Here is a 16555-nt window from a genome sequence, read left to right as displayed (position 1 = left end):
TTTCTCCTCATCTTCCTCACGGCGCATCTCGCCGTGAGACGGAATTGGCACCTTCCCCACCTGGACCTCGCGGTCGGCGGGAGGGTTGCCGGGGCTTCAACGGGCCGTTCCCTCTGCCCCTCTGGATGAGCGGTATGGCGCCGGGCACACTGCCCGGGCATTTGTCGGACGGGGCGCGATCACCGTGGACATACGATGGTCATGCCTCGTGGTCAAGACTGTAACCGACGACCTCGAACCTGGTCATGGGCCGTCCGTCCTGCGAGACGGGCAGAAACGGAGCAACGCAGTGCTCGACGAGGTGGCCGGCTGGCTGCAGCGGCGGTCCTGGACCGCCGACCACAGGCCGCTGCCGCAACTCCTCGCCGCCAAGCGCGCCGCGGGCGCGCGCGGCACGGTCAGCGTCGTGCTGCCCGCCCTCGACGAGGAGGCAACGGTCGGGGCGATCGTCGCGACGATCCGGCGCGAGCTGATGAGCGAGGCGGTGCCGCTGGTCGACGAAATCGTCGTGCTGGACTCCGGGTCGACCGACCGCACGGCCGAGGTCGCCGCGGCCGCGGGCGCGGTCGTCGTCCACCGGGACGAAGTGCTGCCGCGGCTGCCCGCGCTGCCCGGCAAGGGCGAGGTGCTGTGGCGCTCGCTGCTCGTGACACGCGGGGAGATCGTCTGCTTCGTCGACTCCGACCTGCGCGAGTTCGACGCGCGCTTCGTGTCGGGGATCGTCGGGCCGCTGCTCACGGACCTGGACGTGCAGCTGGTCAAGGCGATGTACGACCGTCCCCTGGAGACCGGCGGCACGGTGGTCCCGGCCGGCGGGGGCCGGGTGACGGAATTGGTCGCACGGCCGCTGCTCAATCTGCACTGGCCGCAGCTGGCGGGGTTCGTCCAGCCCCTCGGCGGCGAGTACGCCGCGCGACGCTCGTTGCTGGAGCGGCTGCCGTTCCCGGTGGGGTACGGGGTGGAGATCGGGCTGCTGGTGGACGCGCTCAACACGGTCGGGCTCGACGCGCTGGCCCAGGTCGACGTGGGGGTACGGCACCACCGGCACCAGGACGGGCAGGCGCTGGGCCGCATGGCGGCGGCGATCTACCGGACCGCGCAGATCCGCCTGGCGCGGGGCCCTCTCGTGCGACCCGTCCTCACGCAGTTCGACCGCGCGCCGGGCGGCGGTTTCGAGCCGCGCGTCCACGAGGTCGCGACGGAGGAGCGCCCCCCGATGCGGACGGTCCCCGAATACGCCCACCGCCGCGCCGTGGCGTGACGGCGCCGGGGTTCCTGGGCAGGCGGTCCGCCGCGGTGCGGGCACCCCCAGCGGCGGCCGGGGGAGGGTGGGCACAAACCCAGGACGGCGTCGCACCTGTGCGGTTCCGCGCATCGCCTCGGCGTCCGCGCGCCGGTGAGCGGTGTCGCGCCGGCCCTCCCCGGCCTTCGGCGAGCGGCCGGACCGCGGCGGGTCGCGGCCGGAAACCCCCGGCTGGGCTAGTTCGTACGTTTGCGGTCAGGCATGCGTGGCTAGGCTGGCCGCATGGTCGCATCGCATGCCGCGCGCGTACTGGTCGCGTCCAACCGCGGCCCCGTGTCGTACAGCCTCCGCGAGGACGGCACGCTCGTCGCCCGCCGCGGCGGCGGCGGACTCGTGTCGGGACTGAGCGCGATCGGGCCGGACGCGGACGCCGTGTGGGTCTGCGCGGCACTGGGCGAGGGGGACCGGGCCGCCGTGCTGCGCAGTTCCGGGGGGACGGGCCGCCTCGCCACCGCCGACACCGGCGGCCAGCACGTACGGATGCTGGACATCCCGGCGGACACCTTCGCCTCGGCCTACAACGGCGTCGCCAACTCGGTGCTGTGGTTCGTCCAGCACATGCTGTTCCAGACCCCGCTGGAGCCCGTCTTCGACGAGGACTTCCGCGAGCAGTGGGCGGCGTACACGGCCTACAGCGCCGCCTTCGCCGACGCGCTCGCCGACGAGGCCGCGCAGGGCGCCGCCGTCCTCGTGCAGGACTACCACCTGTCCCTGGTGCCGCAGTTGCTCCGCTCGCGCCGCCCCGACCTGCGGATCGGCCATTTCTCGCACACCCCGTGGGCGCCGCCCGACTACTTCCGCATCCTGCCGGACGACGTCGCCGCCGAGGTGCTGAGCGGCATCCTCGGCGCCGACCGGGCCGGCTTCCTGACCCGCCGCTGGGCGGACGCCTTCGCCGCGTGCTGCGCCGACGTGCTGGGCGCGTCCGTCATCCGTGACGCGGGCAGCCTCACGATCACGTACAAGGGCCGCACCACGCGGATCGGGGTGCACGGCCTCGGGGCGGACGCCGAGTTCCTTCGGGAGCGGGCGCACCGGCCGGACGTGGACGAGCGCCTGGCGGCGCTGCAGGAGGCGGTGGGCGGCCCGGACCGCAAGATCATCTTGCGGGTGGACCGCACGGAGCTGTCGAAGAACATCGTGCGCGGCCTGCTCGCGTACGCGCAGTTGCTGCGCGACCACCCCGAATGGCAGGGGCGCGTGGTGCACATCGCCTTCGCCTACCCCTCCCGCCACGACCTGGCCGTCTACCGGGAGTACACGGACGAGGTCTCCGACCTGGCCGAGGAGATCAACGAGGAGTTCGCGACGCCCGGCTGGCAGCCGGTGGTCCTGCACGTCAAGGACGACTTCGCGCGCTCCCTGGCCGCCTACCGCCTGGCGGACGTCGCGCTGGTCAACCCGATCCGCGACGGCATGAACCTGGTGGCCAAGGAGATCCCGGTCGTCTCGGACGACGGCGTGGCGCTGGTGCTCTCCCGCGAGGCGGGGGCGTACGAGGAGCTCGCCGACGACGCGTTCGTGGTCAACCCTTACGACATCCGGGCCACGGCCGACGCCCTCCACCAGGCGCTGTCCCTGTCGCACGGCGAGCGCGCCGAGGCCACCAAGCGTCTCGCGGCGGCCTCGACGGCGCTCCCCCCGCAGCAGTGGTTCCTGGACCAGCTGCGGGCGCTGGGGTAGCCCGGACCGGAGCGGCCGGACCGCGCCGCAACCCGGCCCGTTGACGGAAGGCGAGGTCGGCGGCGACCCCATCCACCCTCGCCGTGCGGGCGGTTGTCAGGGTGGGGCGTCGAGGCCGCGCCTCCAGCGGTATGACCGGCCCAGGCGCAACACGTACTGCCTACCAATGCAGCCCAAGGGTTGCCCATGGAGAGCCCGGGGCGCTGTGCTCGGCGAGGCCCAGGAGAGAAGACACATGCTTGACTCGTCAAGTAGTTGCCACTTAACTGTCCCTGCATCTGTCGCCCCAACAGGTGGCGGCCCAATCGAGGAGCAGCCTTGAGCATCGTCGCGCCGAGCCAGCACGATCCCGCTGGACAGGACGATTCCCGTTACATGAAGAGGAACGGCATCTTTGTGCCGCCCGGGCAGGGCGACACGAGGTGGATTGTTGGAGACACCTACACCCTGAAGGTCGGCGGCCCGGAAACGGGCGGACGGCTCACCTTCGTGGAGGCGACCGTCCCTGCCGGGGCCGGAGCCTACCCGCACGTGCACAGCAAGCATCAGGAGGCGTTCTACCTGATTTCCGGCGAGCTGGACTTCGTCAACGGTGACGACACCATCACCGCCGGCCCCGGCTCCTTCTACTACGTGCCCAACGACACGCGGCACGGCTTCTTCAACAAGAGTCTCCATGCCGCCAAGATGATCTTCATGTTTCTCCCCGGAGGATACGAAGAGCTCCTCTTCGACGGAGCGCCCAAGGCCGAACACGGCAAGCCTGTCCCGCACATGATGGACAACCTGCCGAACATCAACCCGGAACTCATGGAGCGGTTCGGCTCATTCATCCTCCAGGGCGACCTCCCTTCTGAAGACTAGGCTGCAGAACGGCCGCGGGACCCCTGTGGTGGGGTTCCGGCCACCGCGGTACGTCTCGCTGCCGCCATGAAGGCGGATCAGATTCCTGTCGAAAGGAAGCGAAAGTACCGCCGACGGCGGGGCCTCCTGACACGGACCGCCGGCCCCAAGGAACCCCACCGCCCCGGGCACCCGCCCACGCCCCGCGCCGAGCGGGGCGTGGGCGTCCGGCACGACACACGACCCGGGGCTCCGACGCCACGAGCAGCGTGCTGGACGCGGGCGTCGCCGGCAGCCCGGGCCGGGCGCCGGTCCAGGGCGCGGTCAGGAGGGAGGTGAGGGCTCCCGGCGGCCGATGCCCAGCCGGATGCGCCCCGCCGTCGCGCCCAGGGCCAGGTACGCCTCCACCTCCGGCAGCGGCGCGCGGCGGGCGAGCGGGTCCAGCCCCACGACGAGCGCGACCGGTCCGCCGGCCGCGACGAAGGCGGACCACCGCTCCCCCGCCGCGACCTCCAGCAGCACCCCGCCGTCCGCGCCGCGCACCACGGCCCGGCCCGGGCGGGCGACGGTGATCCGCTCGCCGAGCTCCGGCAGCCGCCGCCCCGGCTCGGCGAGCCCGAGGAGCGCGGCGAGTTCCGCCGTCCCGCGCCCCTGTGGATGGGCCACCAGCAGGAACGCCACCGGCCCGAACGCCGTGTCGTCCAGCCAGGTCCACGAGGCGGGCCTCACCGCAGCACCACCCACACCTGCTTGCCCCCCGGGGTCGGCCGCGCGCCCCAGCGGTGCGCCGCCGCCGCGATCAGATGCATCCCGCGTCCGCGCTCGGCCGCCCAGTCCGGTGGCCCGGGCGCCGTGACGGGCAGGACGGGGGAGCGGTCGCTGACCGTGGCCCGCACGCCCTCGGACGCCAGGTCGTCCAGGGTCAGTTCGCACTCCGGCGAGCCCGCGTGCCGGTGGACGTTGGCGAGTATCTCCGTGACGCACAGCGCGGCGGCGGGTGCCAGGTCCTCGCGCCCCCAGGCGCGGAGCTGTTCGCGTACGGCCCGGCGGACCTCGGCGATACGGGCGGGTTCGGCGACGACGCGCATCGCCGTTCCGGGTGGGGATTCCTGCGTCATGGGTCCAACGGTTCCCTGCCGTGGCTAGCCTGGCCAGGGCGGATCTGACCCCGAATCAGCTGTGCAGGGGCGGGTCCGCGGCTGTGTACGGCGTGTGTACCGGGGAGGTGGTGCCGTGTCCGCGAAGTGCGAGGGCTCGGCCAGCATGCGGATGTTCGGCTCCGTGGCACGGTCGCTGCGGGAGGCCCGCGGGGTCTCGACCGACGAACTGGCCGCGCATGTGGGGTATTCGAAGTCTCTCGTCGTGAAGATCGAACGCGGCGAGCGGATGCCGCCGCCCGCGTTCGTGGAGAGGGCGGGGATCCTGCTCGGGGACGGCGGCGGGGTGCTGCGGTCCGCGGCGCGCCATCTGGAACGGGCCCAGTTCCCCTCCTGGTTCGAGGAGTACGCGGAACTGGAGCGGGCGGCGGTGAGCCTCTACAAATACGACACCCACGTCATCAACGGCCTGCTGCAGAGCGAGGAGTACGCCCGCGTGGTGCTCGGCGCCTACTGCCCGACGCTGGAGGCGGAGGAGGTCGAGCGCCGGGTCCGGGCCCGGCTGGCCCGGCAGTCGCTGCTGACCCGCGCCCCGGCACCGCAGCTCGCCTTCGTCGTCGAGGAGTGGGTGCTGCGGCGCCCGGTCGGCGGACGGGCCGTGCACCGGCGCCAGTTGGAGCGGCTGCTGGAGGTCGCGGCGCTGCGCCACGTCACGGTCCAGGTCATGCCGCTCTCCCATGAGGCGCACGCGGGCTTCGACGGGCCCATGTCGCTGCTGGAGACCCCGGATCTGCGGCTGCTCGCCTATCTCGAAGTCCAGGGCCGCAGCGTGCTGGTGGACGGCCGGGAAGAGGTCAGCAAACTCCACCAGCGCTATGCGATGATCCGCTCACAGGCCCTCAGCGTGGGGGACTCCGCCAGAGTGATCGAGCAGATTGCGGGGGAGCTATGACATCCCGACTCGCCTGGTTCAAAAGCAGTCACAGCGGCAGCGAGGGCGGCGACTGCGTCGAGGTCGCCCATGCCCCGGGAGCCGTGCACGTGCGGGACTCCAAGGACCCCGCCGGGCCCGCTCTGGCCTTCACCGACGAGGCGTGGACGGCGTTCGTCGCCTTCGTCGCACACACCACCGGGACACCGGTAGAGTAACCGATCGATCACCCTTCGTGCCCAGCGCATGAAGCGGCCCCCAGTGGTGCGCCAACACCGGCCGGGGGCCTACATCCACGAGGCTTAAAGGGAGCCCCGCACATGATCCGTCATGCTATCCCGCCGACCCGTTTCTTCTCCCAGACGCCGAACGACCTCATCCGCCATCCGCGGCTGAACGGCACCGCCGTACGGCTGCTGCAGTGGGCGCTCTCCCTCCCGGAGGGGTCCCGGGAGACCCTGCAGTCCATCGGCGAGAAGATGCCCGAGGGGCGCGTCGCCCTGCGCCGGGCCCGGCAGCAGCTGGAGGCGGAGGGCTATGTGCACACCCGCCGCACGCAGAGCCCCGAGACCGGCCGCTGGACCACCCGGGTGCTCGTCTCCAACGTGCCGTTGCGCGACCCCGCCGCGATCGAGGCGGCCTTCGCGGCACCGGGCGGCAGCATCCCGACCGCCGGTGCGCCGTCCGTACGGGCCGTCGGCGCCTCCCCCAAGGGGGAGAACAGGGAGGAGGAGAACACCTCCCACCCCGAGCCCGCCGCCGACGAGCCGCTGGTCGCCCGCGCGGCGGCCGCGCTGCACCGCCTCGGGCGGCGGGAGGCCAGGCTCGCCCTCGGCGTCGCCGAGGCGCCCGGCTGGCCCCGCTCGCCGCCCGCTGGCTGGCACACGGCGCGAGCGAGCTGGAACTGGGGACCGCCCTGTCCTCCGGGCTGCCCCGCGCCGTCCACTCCCCCGCCGGCTTCATCGCCCGCCGCCTGCGCGACAAGCTCCCGGCGCCGCGCCCCGCCCGCGACCCCGCCGCCCCGGCGGCCCCGCTCCCCGAATGCCCCGGCTGCGGCGACCCGCTGCCCCCCGGCCGCACCGGTCCCTGCCCGCCCTGCGCCACCGCCGCGCCTGCTCTCGGCCGGCTTGCCGACGCCCCGTCAGGTGCGCGGCGTGGCGCCGCCCTGGTCCGCGCGGGCATCGTGCGGCAGCGGCCCGGCGCGAGGGCACGGGCGTCCGCCGATATCGACTGAGACCCAATTTGATATCTTAGGAGGAAGCATCCATGCCCGAGGAGGCCCGCATGACCCGTACCGTCATCGACGTCGACGACCAGATGCTGGCGGAGGCAGCCGAGATCTTCGGCACCACGACCAAAGTCGCCACCGTGAACGCCGCCTTGGAAGACGCGATCAAGCGCCGCAAGCGCGCCTCGTTCCTCGACTGGCTGGCGGACGGCGGACTTCCCGGCCTCACCGGCGAGGCCGGGGCGGCGCACGACCCGCATCGAGCCGCATGAGAGATCGCTTCCTCATCGACAAGTCCGCTCTCGCCCGTTACCCGAAACCGTCGGTGAGGGCCGTGATCGAACCCCTCCACAACGCCGGATTGCTCGCCGTCTGCGGGGCCGTCGAACTGGAGGTGCTCCACAGCGCACGGTCCAAGGCGGACGCAGACCGCATCCGAGATGGCATGCGGGGTTTCGACTGGCTGCCCACGCCGGACGAGGCCTGGGACCGCGCACTGGACGTGCAGACACACCTCATTGCCGCCGGGAACTGGAAGGCACTTTCCCCGGCGGATCTGATCATCGCGGCGACCGCGGAACGGCACGGCGCGACTGTCCTGCACTACGACGGCGACTTCGACATGATCGCCGCCGTGACCGGCCAGCCCGTGCGCTGGGTGGTCCCGTCCGGCACGGCCGCCTGACGCCCCGCCCGACGCCCATCTGACGCCCCGACTGCCGTCGCTCCGTCAGATGGCCGTACCCGGACGTTCACCCTCTCCGGTCACCCAAAGTGCGGAACGCGTCGCACAAGGTAACGATGGCCCCAATCGCTTCGATCCGGAGCGAGCTCCTTCCGTCATCTTCGAAGGCAGAGAGATGAACATACGAGCGAAGAAGGCCATGTCCGGTCGACCCCGTCGTAAGGTGCTTTGGGGCGTCGCCGGAGCCATGACGGTCGCTGCCGCGGTCGTCACGACCACCGCATTCGTTGGCCCGATGAACACCACCGCCACCGCGCGCACCGCCGCGGTCGCCGACGACGCCGCCGCCGGAAACACCGTCAAGGGCGGCGGCAACCGCGACAACCTCGGGCGGTTGAGGACCCGCGAGTACTTCTCGGCGCTCGCACAGGTGCCACCCGGCACCGCATCGTTGTCGGTCACCGCGAACTGCCCCTCGCGCACCGAGGTCACGGGCGGCGGCTTCACCATCACCGACAGGTCCGATGTCTCGTCCACCCCCCCGAACGTGGTCACCGGTATCAGGGTGCTCACGAGTCAGCGGTCCGGCGACGGCTGGACAGTCACCGTCACCAATCCCGACCCCGCCACGCCGCCGGCGACGGGAGCCGGCACCGTCCGTGCCTTCGTGGAGTGCGGCGCCATCGTCCGGGACAACAACAACTGGTAGATCCGCCCCCCGCGTGTGCCACCGCCCCGGCCTCCAGCGCTCACGACGGGAGGCCGGGGCGGGCCTGTGTCCCACACCGTCAGGAGCGCTTGCCCGCCGACTCCGCCGCGCGGAGGACCGCGACGCCCAGGACGACCAGGAGGACGCACACGTAGATCTCGTAGCCGTCCAGGAAGCCGATCCGGTGCGTCAGCGCCCACAGCCGGAACCAGCCGCCGGTGAGCTGGTAGGCGATGCCGCCGATGCCCTGGGAGAGCAGCACGAAGCCGAGGAACCCGAGGAAACCCTTCATGCCACGAGGTTAGGGAGCGCCCACCCGCCCCGGCTGTCGGCGAAAGTCGCCGATCCCGCGCGGGTTGTCGTCCGAAGGTATCGACTTGGGGCGCGGGGCTGGTGCCCGCGCCACGGGACCGTACATTCGGAGGAATGCGACGCGTACGGAAGGACATCGTCGCCGACATCGCGGTCTTCCTCGGTGCGGCGGCCTTCTCCGTGCTGTCCGTGGACGGGGTGGGCGCGACGGTCGGGCCCGTCGAGCAGGCGGTCGGCGCGGCCGCGTGCGCGGCGCTGTTCCTGCGGCGGCGGTGGCCGGTGCGGCTGGCGGTGGTGCTGCTGGTGACGGGGTGGTTCGCGCACCTGGTCGGCGGGCCGACCGCGGTGGCGGTCTTCACCGTGGCGGCGTACCGGCCGCTGCGCACGACGGCCTGGGTGGCGGCCCTGGCGTTCGCGCCGCTGCCGCTGTTCGTGGCGCGGGGCCCCGACCCGGACCTGCCGGAGACCGGCTCGGCGATGACCTTCTTCGTGATCATGGTCGGCTCGATCGGCTGGGGACTCTACGTCCGCTCCCGGCGCCAGTTGCTGGCCTCGTACGCCGAGCGCGGGCGGCGGCAGGCCCGCGAGGAGATGGCGCGGGAGATGCACGACGTGCTGGCGCACCGGCTGTCGCTGCTGAGCGTCCACGCGGGCGCCCTGGAGTTCCACCCGGGGGCGTCGCCCGCGGAGATCGAGCGGGCCGCCGCGGTGATCCGGGAGAGCGCGCACCAGGCGCTGGACGACCTGCGCGGCATCATCGGCGTCCTGCGCGAGCCGGACGGGGCCGGTACCGCGGACGGGGCGGCCGGACGGCCGCAGCCCACGCTGGCGGACGTGCCGCGGCTGGTGGAGGAGTCACGGGACGCCGGGATGCGGATCGTGCTGGAGGCGGACGGCACCGCCGTGTCGGCGGCGCCCGCCGCCTCCGGGCGCACGGCGTACCGGATCGTGCAGGAGGGGCTGACCAACGCCCGCAAGCACGCCCCCGGCGCGGAGGTGACCGTGCGGCTCGCCGGCGGTCCCGCGCGGGGGCTGACGGTCGAGGTCAGCAACCCGGTGCCGGCCGCGGCGGCCGTGGTGCCCGCCATCCCCGGCGCCGGGCAGGGGCTGATCGGGCTGACGGAGCGGGCCTCGCTCGCCGGGGGCGACCTGGAACACGGCCGGTCCGGCGGGGACTTCCGGCTGCGCGCCTGGCTACCGTGGGCGGCGTGAGGATGGTGCGGCTGCTGCTGGTGGACGACGACCCGCTGGTGCGGGCGGGGCTGCGGATGATGCTGGGCGGGGCGCCGGACGTCGAGGTCGTCGCCGAGGCCGCCGACGGCGGCCAGGTGGCGGCGCTGGTCCGGGAGCACTCCCCCGACGTGGTGCTGATGGACATCCGCATGCCCACCGTGGACGGCCTCGCCGCCACCGAGGCGCTGCGGGCCGTGCCGGGCGCGCCGGAGGTGATCGTGCTGACCACCTTCAACACCGACGAGCACGTGCTGCGGGCGCTGCGCGCGGGTGCCGCCGGGTTCGTCCTGAAGGACACGGCGCCGCGCGAGATCGTCGAGGCGGTACGGAAGGTGGCGGCCGGCGAACCGGTGCTGTCCCCCGCGGTGACCCGGCAGCTGATCGCGCAGGTCGCCGGCTCCGACGCCGAGACGCGGGGCGTGCGGGCCGCCGCCCGGCGCAGGCTCGCTTCGCTGGGCGGGCGGGAGCACGAGGTGGCCCTCGCCATCGGGGAGGGCCGGTCCAACGCGGAGATCGCGGCCGGGCTCCACATGAGCGTGCCGACGGTGAAGACCCACGTCTCCCGCATCCTCGGCAAGCTCGGCCTGAACAACCGGGTGCAGATCGCCCTCCTCGTCCACGACGCGGGCACCCCCGGCCGGGACTGACACCTCGACGGTTCCGCGGTTCAGTCCCCGACCGGCGGCCGGGTCTCGGCACCGCCTCGAGCGTCCCGCTCCTCCAGGGCGTCCGCGAGGGCGTCGACCAGCGCGACGACGCCCTCCGGGCCGTCCACGACGAGGTCGGCCCGGGCGGCCAGTTCGGCCACCTCCGCGCTGCCGCTGCACACCAGCACACCGGGGAGGCCGTCGGCGCGCCGCTTCTCCACCGCCCCGAACGCGGCCAGGTCGCCCAGGTCGTCACCGGCGTACAGCACGGGACCGGCGCCGACCTCCCGCAGGTAGTCGTTGAGGGCCACGCCCTTGTCCATCCCGGGCGGCCGCAGCTCCAGCACCATCCGGCCGGGCTCCACGATCAGCCCGTGCCGGTCGGCCAGATCGCGCAACGGTCCGCTCAGCACCTCGAACGCGGCCTGCGGATCCTCCGTGCGGCGCGTGTGGACGGCCACCGCGCGGCCCTTGTCCTCCACCCACGTGCCCCGCCACGCCCCGATCGCGTCCAGCACGCCCGGCAGTTCCGCGCGCACCGCGTTGACCCCGGGGTGCGCGCCGGGCGCCTTGACCTCGCCGGAACGGGCGTCCCAGCGCTCGGCGCCGTAGTGGCCCAGCACGACCATGCGCTCCAGGGCCGGCACGCCGGCGAAGCCCCCGTACCGCACGGCCACGCCGGCGGGACGGCCCGTCACGACCACGACGGACCCGATCCGCGGCGCCAGCCGGGCCAGCGCGGCAGCCGCCCGGGGGTGCGCCCGCGCGGCGTCCGGGTCCGGCACGATCGGCGCGAGCGTCCCGTCGAAGTCCAGGGCCAGCACGGCCCTGCGGGGCTCGGCGAGCAGTGCGGCGAGGCCGTCCTTACCCTCGGGGGTCGTGGGTACCGGCAGTTCGTCCCTGCGGCTGCGGCTCATGCCCCGACCATACCGACCCCTGCGGGGGGCATGCCCGGCGTACGGAAGCATCCCGCCCTTGGCGGTGTCCTCGGGGCCGGTCGGTGTGCGAGAAGCTGACGCCGCGTGTCCTGCGGCACTTCCTCGGCCTCGACGAGCGGCAGGACAGCCGGGCCCGAGCACCCGTACCTCCGGGCAGCCGGTCACCGCCGGAGGCGTCAGCGGGTGGTGCGGTGGGTGTCCCGGGTGCGGCGGAGGCGGTTGACCGTCACGGGGTCGTGCGCGAGGGCACGGGGGTCGTCGAGGAGGGCGTTCAGGAGCTGGTAGTAGCGCGTGGGGGAGATGCCGAGGCGTTCACGGATGGCCCGTTCCTTCGCGCCGGGGCCGGCCCAGGCGCGGCGGGCGATGTCGAGGACGGCGCGGTCCTGCTCCGTCAGCCCGTCCGCGGGGGCGTCCGCCCCGGCCTCGTCCCGTTCCATCCGACAACCATATCCGCGTCCCGGTCACCCCTGCCTCCCGTCACCGGATGCACCGAGCGCTTCGACGGTGACGCTGAGTACCCACCCCGCCGTCTCCATGAGGTCTACACCACTCAAGCCTTTCTCCCACCGCGCCACCTGGCGCCCACGCACACGCGGTGCGCGATCTCTTTCGGCGAGTGGACTAGACCTTTTGCGGGGTACCGCGCGACACTGTCCCCCGTGAGACACGTCATCGCCCTCGATGTGGGCGGCACCGGCATGAAGGCCGCCCTGGTCGCGGCGGACGGCACGCTGCTGCACCAGGCGCGCCGCCCGACCGGCCGGGAGCGCGGCCCGGGCGCCGTGGCCGATTCCGTGCTCGACTTCGCCGCGGAGCTGCGGACGTACGGCGAAAGCGCTTACGGCGAGCCCGCCGCCGCGGCCGGTGTCGCCGTGCCCGGGCTCGTCGACGAGCGGGCCGGCGTCGCGGTCTACTCCGCCAACCTCGGCTGGCGTGACGCGCCCCTGCGTGACCTGCTCACCCGCCGGCTCGACGGCACCCCCGTCGCCCTCGGCCACGACGTGCGCGCCGGTGGCCTCGCCGAGGGCCGGCTGGGCGCGGGGCGGGGCGCCGAGCGCTTCCTGTTCGTGGCGCTGGGCACCGGCATCGCCGGGGCGATCGGCATCGAGGGCCGTGTCGAGGCCACCGAGCTCGGGCACATCGTCGTCCGCCCCGGCGGCCCGGCCTGCGGCTGCGGCCAGCGGGGCTGCCTGGAGACGGCGGCCTCCGCCGCCGCCGTGGCCCGCGTCTGGGAGGCCGCGGGCGGCGGCCCGGACGCCGGCGCCGCCGGCTGCGCCGCCGCCGTCGAAGCGGGCGACCCCCGCGCGGCGGCCGTGTGGGACGAGGTCGTCGCCGCCCTCGCCGACGGCCTGGTCACCGGGATCACCCTGATGACCCCGGGAACGCTGATCGTGGGCGGCGGGCTGGCCGAGGCCGGCGACACCCTCTTCGTGCCGCTGCGGGCCGCCGTCGAGCGGCGGCTGACCTTCCAGCAACTCCCCCTCATCGTGCCGGCGGCCCTCGGGGACACCGCCGGATGCCTGGGCGCAGGGCTGCTCGCCTGGGATCTTCTCTCCGTGGAGGTGACCGCTTGACTGCGGCAACTAGCGTGCTGACCGGTGCCCATGTGGTGCTGCCGGACGGCGTGGTCGAGGACGGCCGGGTGACCGTAGAGGGCCGCTCGATCGTCGCGAACGACCCGCTCCAGGCGTCCACCCGCGACCTGAGCGGGCACTGGATCGTCCCCGGCTTCGTCGACATCCACGTGCACGGCGGCGGCGGCGCGTCCTTCTCCTCCGGTGACGCCGAGGCCGTCCTCACCGGCGTCGGGACCCACCGGCGGCACGGCACCACGACCCTGCTCGCCTCGACGGTGACCGGGGACCTGGACGACCTGTCCCGGCAGGCCGGGATGCTGTCCGAACTGGTCGAGCAGGGCGACCTGGCCGGCATCCACTTCGAGGGGCCGTTCATCTCCCCGCACCGGTGCGGGGCGCACAAGCCCTCGCTGCTGCGGGAGCCGCACCCCTCAGACGTGCGCAAGCTGCTCGACGCCGCCCGGGGTACCGGGCGCATGGTGACCCTCGCCCCCGAACTGCCCGGCGGGCTCGACTCGGTGCGGATGCTGGCGGAGCACGGCGTCATCGCGGCCGTCGGCCACACCGACGCCGCGTACGAGGCCACCTTGAAGGCCGTCGAGGCGGGCGCGACCGTGGCCACGCACCTGTTCAACGCCATGCCGCCGCTGCTGCACCGCGAACCCGGCCCGATCGCCGCGCTGCTGGAGGACGAGCGGGTCACCGTCGAGCTCATCAACGACGGCGTCCACCTCCACCCGGCCGTCCTGGAGCTGGCGTTCCGCAGCGCCGGCGCCGACCGGGTCGCCTTCATCACCGATGCCATGGACGCGGCCGGCTTCGGCGACGGCCGCTACCTGCTGGGCCCGATGGAGGTCGACGTCGTCGACGGCGTCGCCCGGCTCGTCGAGGGCGGGTCCATCGCGGGGTCCACGCTCACCCTGGACACCGCCTTCAAGCGGGCGGTCACCCTGGACGGGCTGCCCGTCGGCGACGCCGTGCGCGCGCTGAGCGCCAACCCGGCGCGGCTGCTGGACGCGTACGACCGGATCGGCTCCCTGGAGCCGGGCAAGGACGCCGACCTGGTGGTCCTGGACGCGTCGTTCGACCTGGTGGGTGTGATGCGGAAGGGCAGCTGGGTCGTCGAGCCCTGACCTGCCCCCGGCGGCGGGGTCTGTGCCTCCGGGCGTTCCTTTGGCATGATCCCTTCCCATCGCACACGCTGTTCGAAGGGATCATGCGGTGATCGTCACCGTCACGCTGAACGCCGCCATCGACGTGACCTACCGCGTCCCCCGGCTGCGGCCGCACACCACCCACCGGGTGTCGGAGGCCGCCGAACGCCCCGGCGGCAAAGGGCTGAACGTCGCCCGCGTCCTCGCCGCGCTCGGCCACGAGGCCGTCGCGACCGGCTTCGCGGGCGGCGCCTCCGGGGACCGGCTGCGCTCGTATCTGGCGGGGATCGACGGCGTCTCGGACGCCCTCGTGCCCACCTGCGGCAGCACCCGGCGGACGGTGGGCGTCGTGGACGAGTCGGGCGGCGACACCACGATGTTCAACGAGCCCGGTCCGACGATCACTTCGGAGGAGTGGGGGGCCTTCCTCGGCTCGTACCGCAAGTACCTGGAGGGCGGCGCGACGCGCGCCGTGGCCCTGTGCGGCAGCCTGCCGCCCGGGCTGCCCGTCGGCTGCTACGCCGAGCTCGTCCGGGACGCGCGCGCCGCGGGCGTCCCGGTCCTGCTGGACACCAGCGGCGAGCCCCTGCGGCGCGGCCTGGCCGCCCGCCCCGACCTGGTCAAGCCCAACGCCACCGAACTGACCGGGCTCACCGGCGCGACGGAACCCATGCGGGCCGCCCGTGACGCCCGCCGCCGCGGGGCTCGCGCCGTCGCCGCCTCGCTCGGCCCCGACGGGATGCTCGCCCTCGCCGAGGACGGCACCGTGTGGACCGCCCGTCCCCCGGCCCCCGTCCCCGGCAACCCCGCCGGCGCCGGCGACTCGGCCGTCGCCGCCCTGCTCTCCGGGATCGTCGAGGGCCTGGACTGGCCGCAGCGGCTCGCCCGCGCCGTCGCCCTCTCGGCGGCCACCGTGGCGGCACCGGTCGCGGGCGAGTTCGACCGCGGGGTGTACGAGGACCTGCTGGGGCGGGTCGATGTGAACCGGGAGGGCGACTCACGGCCGTAGCCCGCCCGGCAGGGCGGGCTACGGCCGGTTCAGCGGCCCCAGCCCTCGGGCGACTTGCCCTTGTCCAGGAGCGCCAGCTGATCGAGGTTGAAGTGGCAGGCGTCGCCCTGCCCGCAGGTCAGGGCGATCGTGTTGGTGCCCTGCTTCAGGTCGAGGGTGACATAGGAGCGGTACCACGCGTTCCAGTCGCCCTTCTTGCCGTAGTTCTTCAGGTCCGGCTTGTAGCTCTGGGGTGTCCCGTTGACCACGGTCGTGGCGCTGGCCGGGTCCTTCTCCGCGTTGGCGTAGCGGATCCAGAAGTCGTACGAGCCGTCCTTCGGCACGTCGACCTTCCAGGTCACCGAAGCTCCCACCGCGCTCATGTTCTCGACATAGTTGCCGCCCGCCGCCAAGGTGCCCTTGTACTGGGACCCGACCCGTGCGCCGCCCGCCTTGGGAAGCGAGGCCGCGTCGATGACACCGGGCTCGGTCGCGCTCGCCGAAGCCGAGGGCTCGCCGGAGCTGTCGCCCTTGCCGCCGTCGCTGCTCGCCGTCGGGGTGGAGGTACCGCCCGCCTGCGGGTTCGTGTCATCGTCGCCGCCCGCGATGGCGACGCCGATGCCGATCGCGACGGCGGCGACCACGGCGACGGCGCCGATCAGAAGACTCTTGTTGTTGGGGCCGCCGGCGCGCGGGGGCACTCCGCGGCGGCTGCCGCCGCCGGCCGGTCCGGACGGGCCGCCGGGGCCCTGGGGGAGCTGCTGGGTCGCCTGGGCCTGCTGGGGCTGCGGCTGACCGTAGGACGGCGGCTGCTGACCGTACCCGGGCTGCTGCTGCGGGTAGCCGTAGCCGGGCTGCTGCGGCTGCTGCGGGCGCCGCTCACCGACCCGCTGCACCTGGTTGTACGAGGTGCGGGGCACACCGGGCTGGGCAGCAGCCGCCTGACCCGGCTCCTCGCCGTCCTGGCGGTACAGGTACGCGAAGGGGTCGTCACTCCCGGGCTCGGGGGCACCGTTGTTGCCGGCCGTCATCCGCTCTTCACCTTCCACTGCCTGTCGCTTGCACAGCACCTATCAGTACCGGGCCATCCGGCAAAAGGCGTGCGTCGTCCTGATGGCCGATATTCATGATCGATTCATCCGCGGCCGTCACGGGCGGACACACCTCTGACCACGGCACCCTACCTGGAACCGGTGACGAGCCGCTCAACCGTCCGAAGCCCCGGGT

20 protein-coding genes and 1 riboswitch are annotated in these 16555 nt (G+C 73.6%); of the genes, 13 read left to right on the top strand and 7 right to left on the bottom strand.

Translation table 11 applies throughout. The features are described from left to right. Window positions 1-4: 4 nt before the first annotated feature. Window positions 5-132: riboswitch (SAM riboswitch) on the bottom strand. Window positions 133-289: 157 nt separating this feature from the next. The 3 genes from AC3EUJ_RS03900 to AC3EUJ_RS03890 all read left to right on the top strand — a co-directional run bounded on the left by AC3EUJ_RS03900 (window position 290) and on the right by AC3EUJ_RS03890 (window position 3850). Beyond that, entirely contained in the window at window positions 290-1261 is a 972-nt protein-coding gene (locus tag AC3EUJ_RS03900) for a glucosyl-3-phosphoglycerate synthase (RefSeq protein WP_431959478.1), read from the top strand. A 264-nt stretch (window positions 1262-1525) separates the two neighbouring features. Further along, window positions 1526-2986, top strand: a complete 1461-nt coding sequence (locus tag AC3EUJ_RS03895) for an alpha,alpha-trehalose-phosphate synthase (UDP-forming) (protein WP_431959477.1) — start codon at window positions 1526-1528, stop codon at window positions 2984-2986. A 318-nt stretch (window positions 2987-3304) separates the two neighbouring features. Then, the gene (locus tag AC3EUJ_RS03890) at window positions 3305-3850 is read left to right on the top strand and encodes a cupin domain-containing protein (protein WP_431959476.1); all 546 of its coding nucleotides are present in this window, start codon (window positions 3305-3307) and stop codon (window positions 3848-3850) included. Window positions 3851-4153: 303 nt separating this feature from the next. Here the strand turns inward: AC3EUJ_RS03890 and AC3EUJ_RS03885 are convergent, their stop codons facing one another. Both AC3EUJ_RS03885 and AC3EUJ_RS03880 read right to left on the bottom strand, forming a co-directional pair. Further along, window positions 4154-4558, bottom strand: a complete 405-nt coding sequence (locus AC3EUJ_RS03885; protein ID WP_431959475.1) for a hypothetical protein — start codon at window positions 4556-4558, stop codon at window positions 4154-4156. Next, complete coding sequence (locus AC3EUJ_RS03880; RefSeq protein ID WP_431959474.1) at window positions 4555-4947, bottom strand: ATP-binding protein; 393 nt, start codon at window positions 4945-4947, stop codon at window positions 4555-4557. Before AC3EUJ_RS03880 ends, AC3EUJ_RS03885 begins: the two co-directional genes overlap by 4 nt. 115 nt (window positions 4948-5062) lie before the next feature. Here AC3EUJ_RS03880 and AC3EUJ_RS03875 point away from each other — a divergent pair, with 115 nt between their 5' ends. Together AC3EUJ_RS03875 and AC3EUJ_RS03870 are read left to right on the top strand one after the other, a co-directional pair. Further along, entirely contained in the window at window positions 5063-5878 is an 816-nt protein-coding gene (locus AC3EUJ_RS03875) for a helix-turn-helix domain-containing protein (protein ID WP_431959473.1), read from the top strand. Next, on the top strand, window positions 5875-6075 hold the full coding sequence (locus AC3EUJ_RS03870; RefSeq protein WP_431959472.1) for a DUF397 domain-containing protein: 201 nt from the start codon (window positions 5875-5877) through the stop codon (window positions 6073-6075). The genes AC3EUJ_RS03875 and AC3EUJ_RS03870 overlap by 4 nt, the downstream gene beginning before the upstream one ends. A 317-nt stretch (window positions 6076-6392) precedes the next feature. Here the strand turns inward: AC3EUJ_RS03870 and AC3EUJ_RS03865 are convergent, their stop codons facing one another. Then, complete coding sequence (locus AC3EUJ_RS03865) at window positions 6393-6743, bottom strand: hypothetical protein (protein WP_431959471.1); 351 nt, start codon at window positions 6741-6743, stop codon at window positions 6393-6395. Window positions 6744-7141: 398 nt separating this feature from the next. Between AC3EUJ_RS03865 and AC3EUJ_RS03860 the strand changes: the two genes are divergently transcribed. The 3 genes from AC3EUJ_RS03860 (at window position 7142) to AC3EUJ_RS03850 (ending at window position 8479) form a co-directional block, all read left to right on the top strand. After that, window positions 7142-7357, top strand: coding sequence for a type II toxin-antitoxin system VapB family antitoxin (locus AC3EUJ_RS03860; RefSeq protein ID WP_026251179.1), 216 nt, complete (start codon window positions 7142-7144; stop codon window positions 7355-7357). Beyond that, on the top strand, window positions 7354-7770 hold the full coding sequence (locus AC3EUJ_RS03855; RefSeq protein WP_431959470.1) for a PIN domain nuclease: 417 nt from the start codon (window positions 7354-7356) through the stop codon (window positions 7768-7770). The genes AC3EUJ_RS03860 and AC3EUJ_RS03855 overlap by 4 nt, the downstream gene beginning before the upstream one ends. Window positions 7771-8065: 295 nt before the next feature. Further along, the gene (locus AC3EUJ_RS03850) at window positions 8066-8479 is read left to right on the top strand and encodes a hypothetical protein (RefSeq protein WP_488180938.1); all 414 of its coding nucleotides are present in this window, start codon (window positions 8066-8068) and stop codon (window positions 8477-8479) included. Window positions 8480-8558: 79 nt separating this feature from the next. Here AC3EUJ_RS03850 and AC3EUJ_RS03845 read toward each other — a convergent pair whose 3' ends face one another. Then, window positions 8559-8771 carry a hypothetical protein gene (locus AC3EUJ_RS03845; protein ID WP_431959468.1) on the bottom strand — a complete coding sequence of 71 codons (213 nt, stop codon included), beginning with the start codon at window positions 8769-8771 and terminating at the stop codon, window positions 8559-8561. Between the two features lie 134 nt (window positions 8772-8905). On the opposite strand from AC3EUJ_RS03845, the gene AC3EUJ_RS03840 reads away from it, so the two are divergent. Continuing rightward, window positions 8906-10003, top strand: coding sequence for a sensor histidine kinase (locus AC3EUJ_RS03840; RefSeq protein ID WP_431959467.1), 1098 nt, complete (start codon window positions 8906-8908; stop codon window positions 10001-10003). Between the two features lie 2 nt (window positions 10004-10005). Continuing rightward, the gene (locus tag AC3EUJ_RS03835) at window positions 10006-10671 is read left to right on the top strand and encodes a response regulator (RefSeq protein ID WP_431959597.1); all 666 of its coding nucleotides are present in this window, start codon (window positions 10006-10008) and stop codon (window positions 10669-10671) included. A 20-nt stretch (window positions 10672-10691) separates the two neighbouring features. Here AC3EUJ_RS03835 and otsB read toward each other — a convergent pair whose 3' ends face one another. Together otsB and AC3EUJ_RS03825 are read right to left on the bottom strand one after the other, a co-directional pair. Further along, window positions 10692-11588 carry a trehalose-phosphatase gene (gene otsB / locus AC3EUJ_RS03830; protein ID WP_431959466.1) on the bottom strand — a complete coding sequence of 299 codons (897 nt, stop codon included), beginning with the start codon at window positions 11586-11588 and terminating at the stop codon, window positions 10692-10694. Between the two features lie 197 nt (window positions 11589-11785). Further along, the gene (locus AC3EUJ_RS03825) at window positions 11786-12046 is read right to left on the bottom strand and encodes a DUF3263 domain-containing protein (protein ID WP_431959465.1); all 261 of its coding nucleotides are present in this window, start codon (window positions 12044-12046) and stop codon (window positions 11786-11788) included. A 222-nt stretch (window positions 12047-12268) separates the two neighbouring features. Here AC3EUJ_RS03825 and AC3EUJ_RS03820 point away from each other — a divergent pair, with 222 nt between their 5' ends. From AC3EUJ_RS03820 to AC3EUJ_RS03810, 3 genes are all read left to right on the top strand, one after another. Beyond that, window positions 12269-13183, top strand: coding sequence for an ROK family protein (locus AC3EUJ_RS03820; protein ID WP_431959464.1), 915 nt, complete (start codon window positions 12269-12271; stop codon window positions 13181-13183). Beyond that, window positions 13126-14319 (top strand): N-acetylglucosamine-6-phosphate deacetylase, encoded by a 1194-nt coding sequence (gene nagA, locus AC3EUJ_RS03815; protein ID WP_431959463.1) that lies wholly within the window; start codon window positions 13126-13128, stop codon window positions 14317-14319. The genes AC3EUJ_RS03820 and nagA overlap by 58 nt, the downstream gene beginning before the upstream one ends. Window positions 14320-14407: 88 nt before the next feature. After that, window positions 14408-15349 (top strand): 1-phosphofructokinase family hexose kinase, encoded by a 942-nt coding sequence (locus tag AC3EUJ_RS03810; protein ID WP_431959462.1) that lies wholly within the window; start codon window positions 14408-14410, stop codon window positions 15347-15349. Between the two features lie 29 nt (window positions 15350-15378). Here AC3EUJ_RS03810 and AC3EUJ_RS03805 read toward each other — a convergent pair whose 3' ends face one another. Next, the gene (locus AC3EUJ_RS03805; RefSeq protein WP_431959461.1) at window positions 15379-16359 is read right to left on the bottom strand and encodes a carbohydrate-binding protein; all 981 of its coding nucleotides are present in this window, start codon (window positions 16357-16359) and stop codon (window positions 15379-15381) included. Window positions 16360-16555 lie beyond the last annotated feature (196 nt).

This window comes from Actinacidiphila sp. bgisy160 (genome assembly GCF_057707815.1).
Note: the sequence above shows the minus strand (reverse complement) of the source record. Positions and strands in the feature narration are given on the sequence as shown.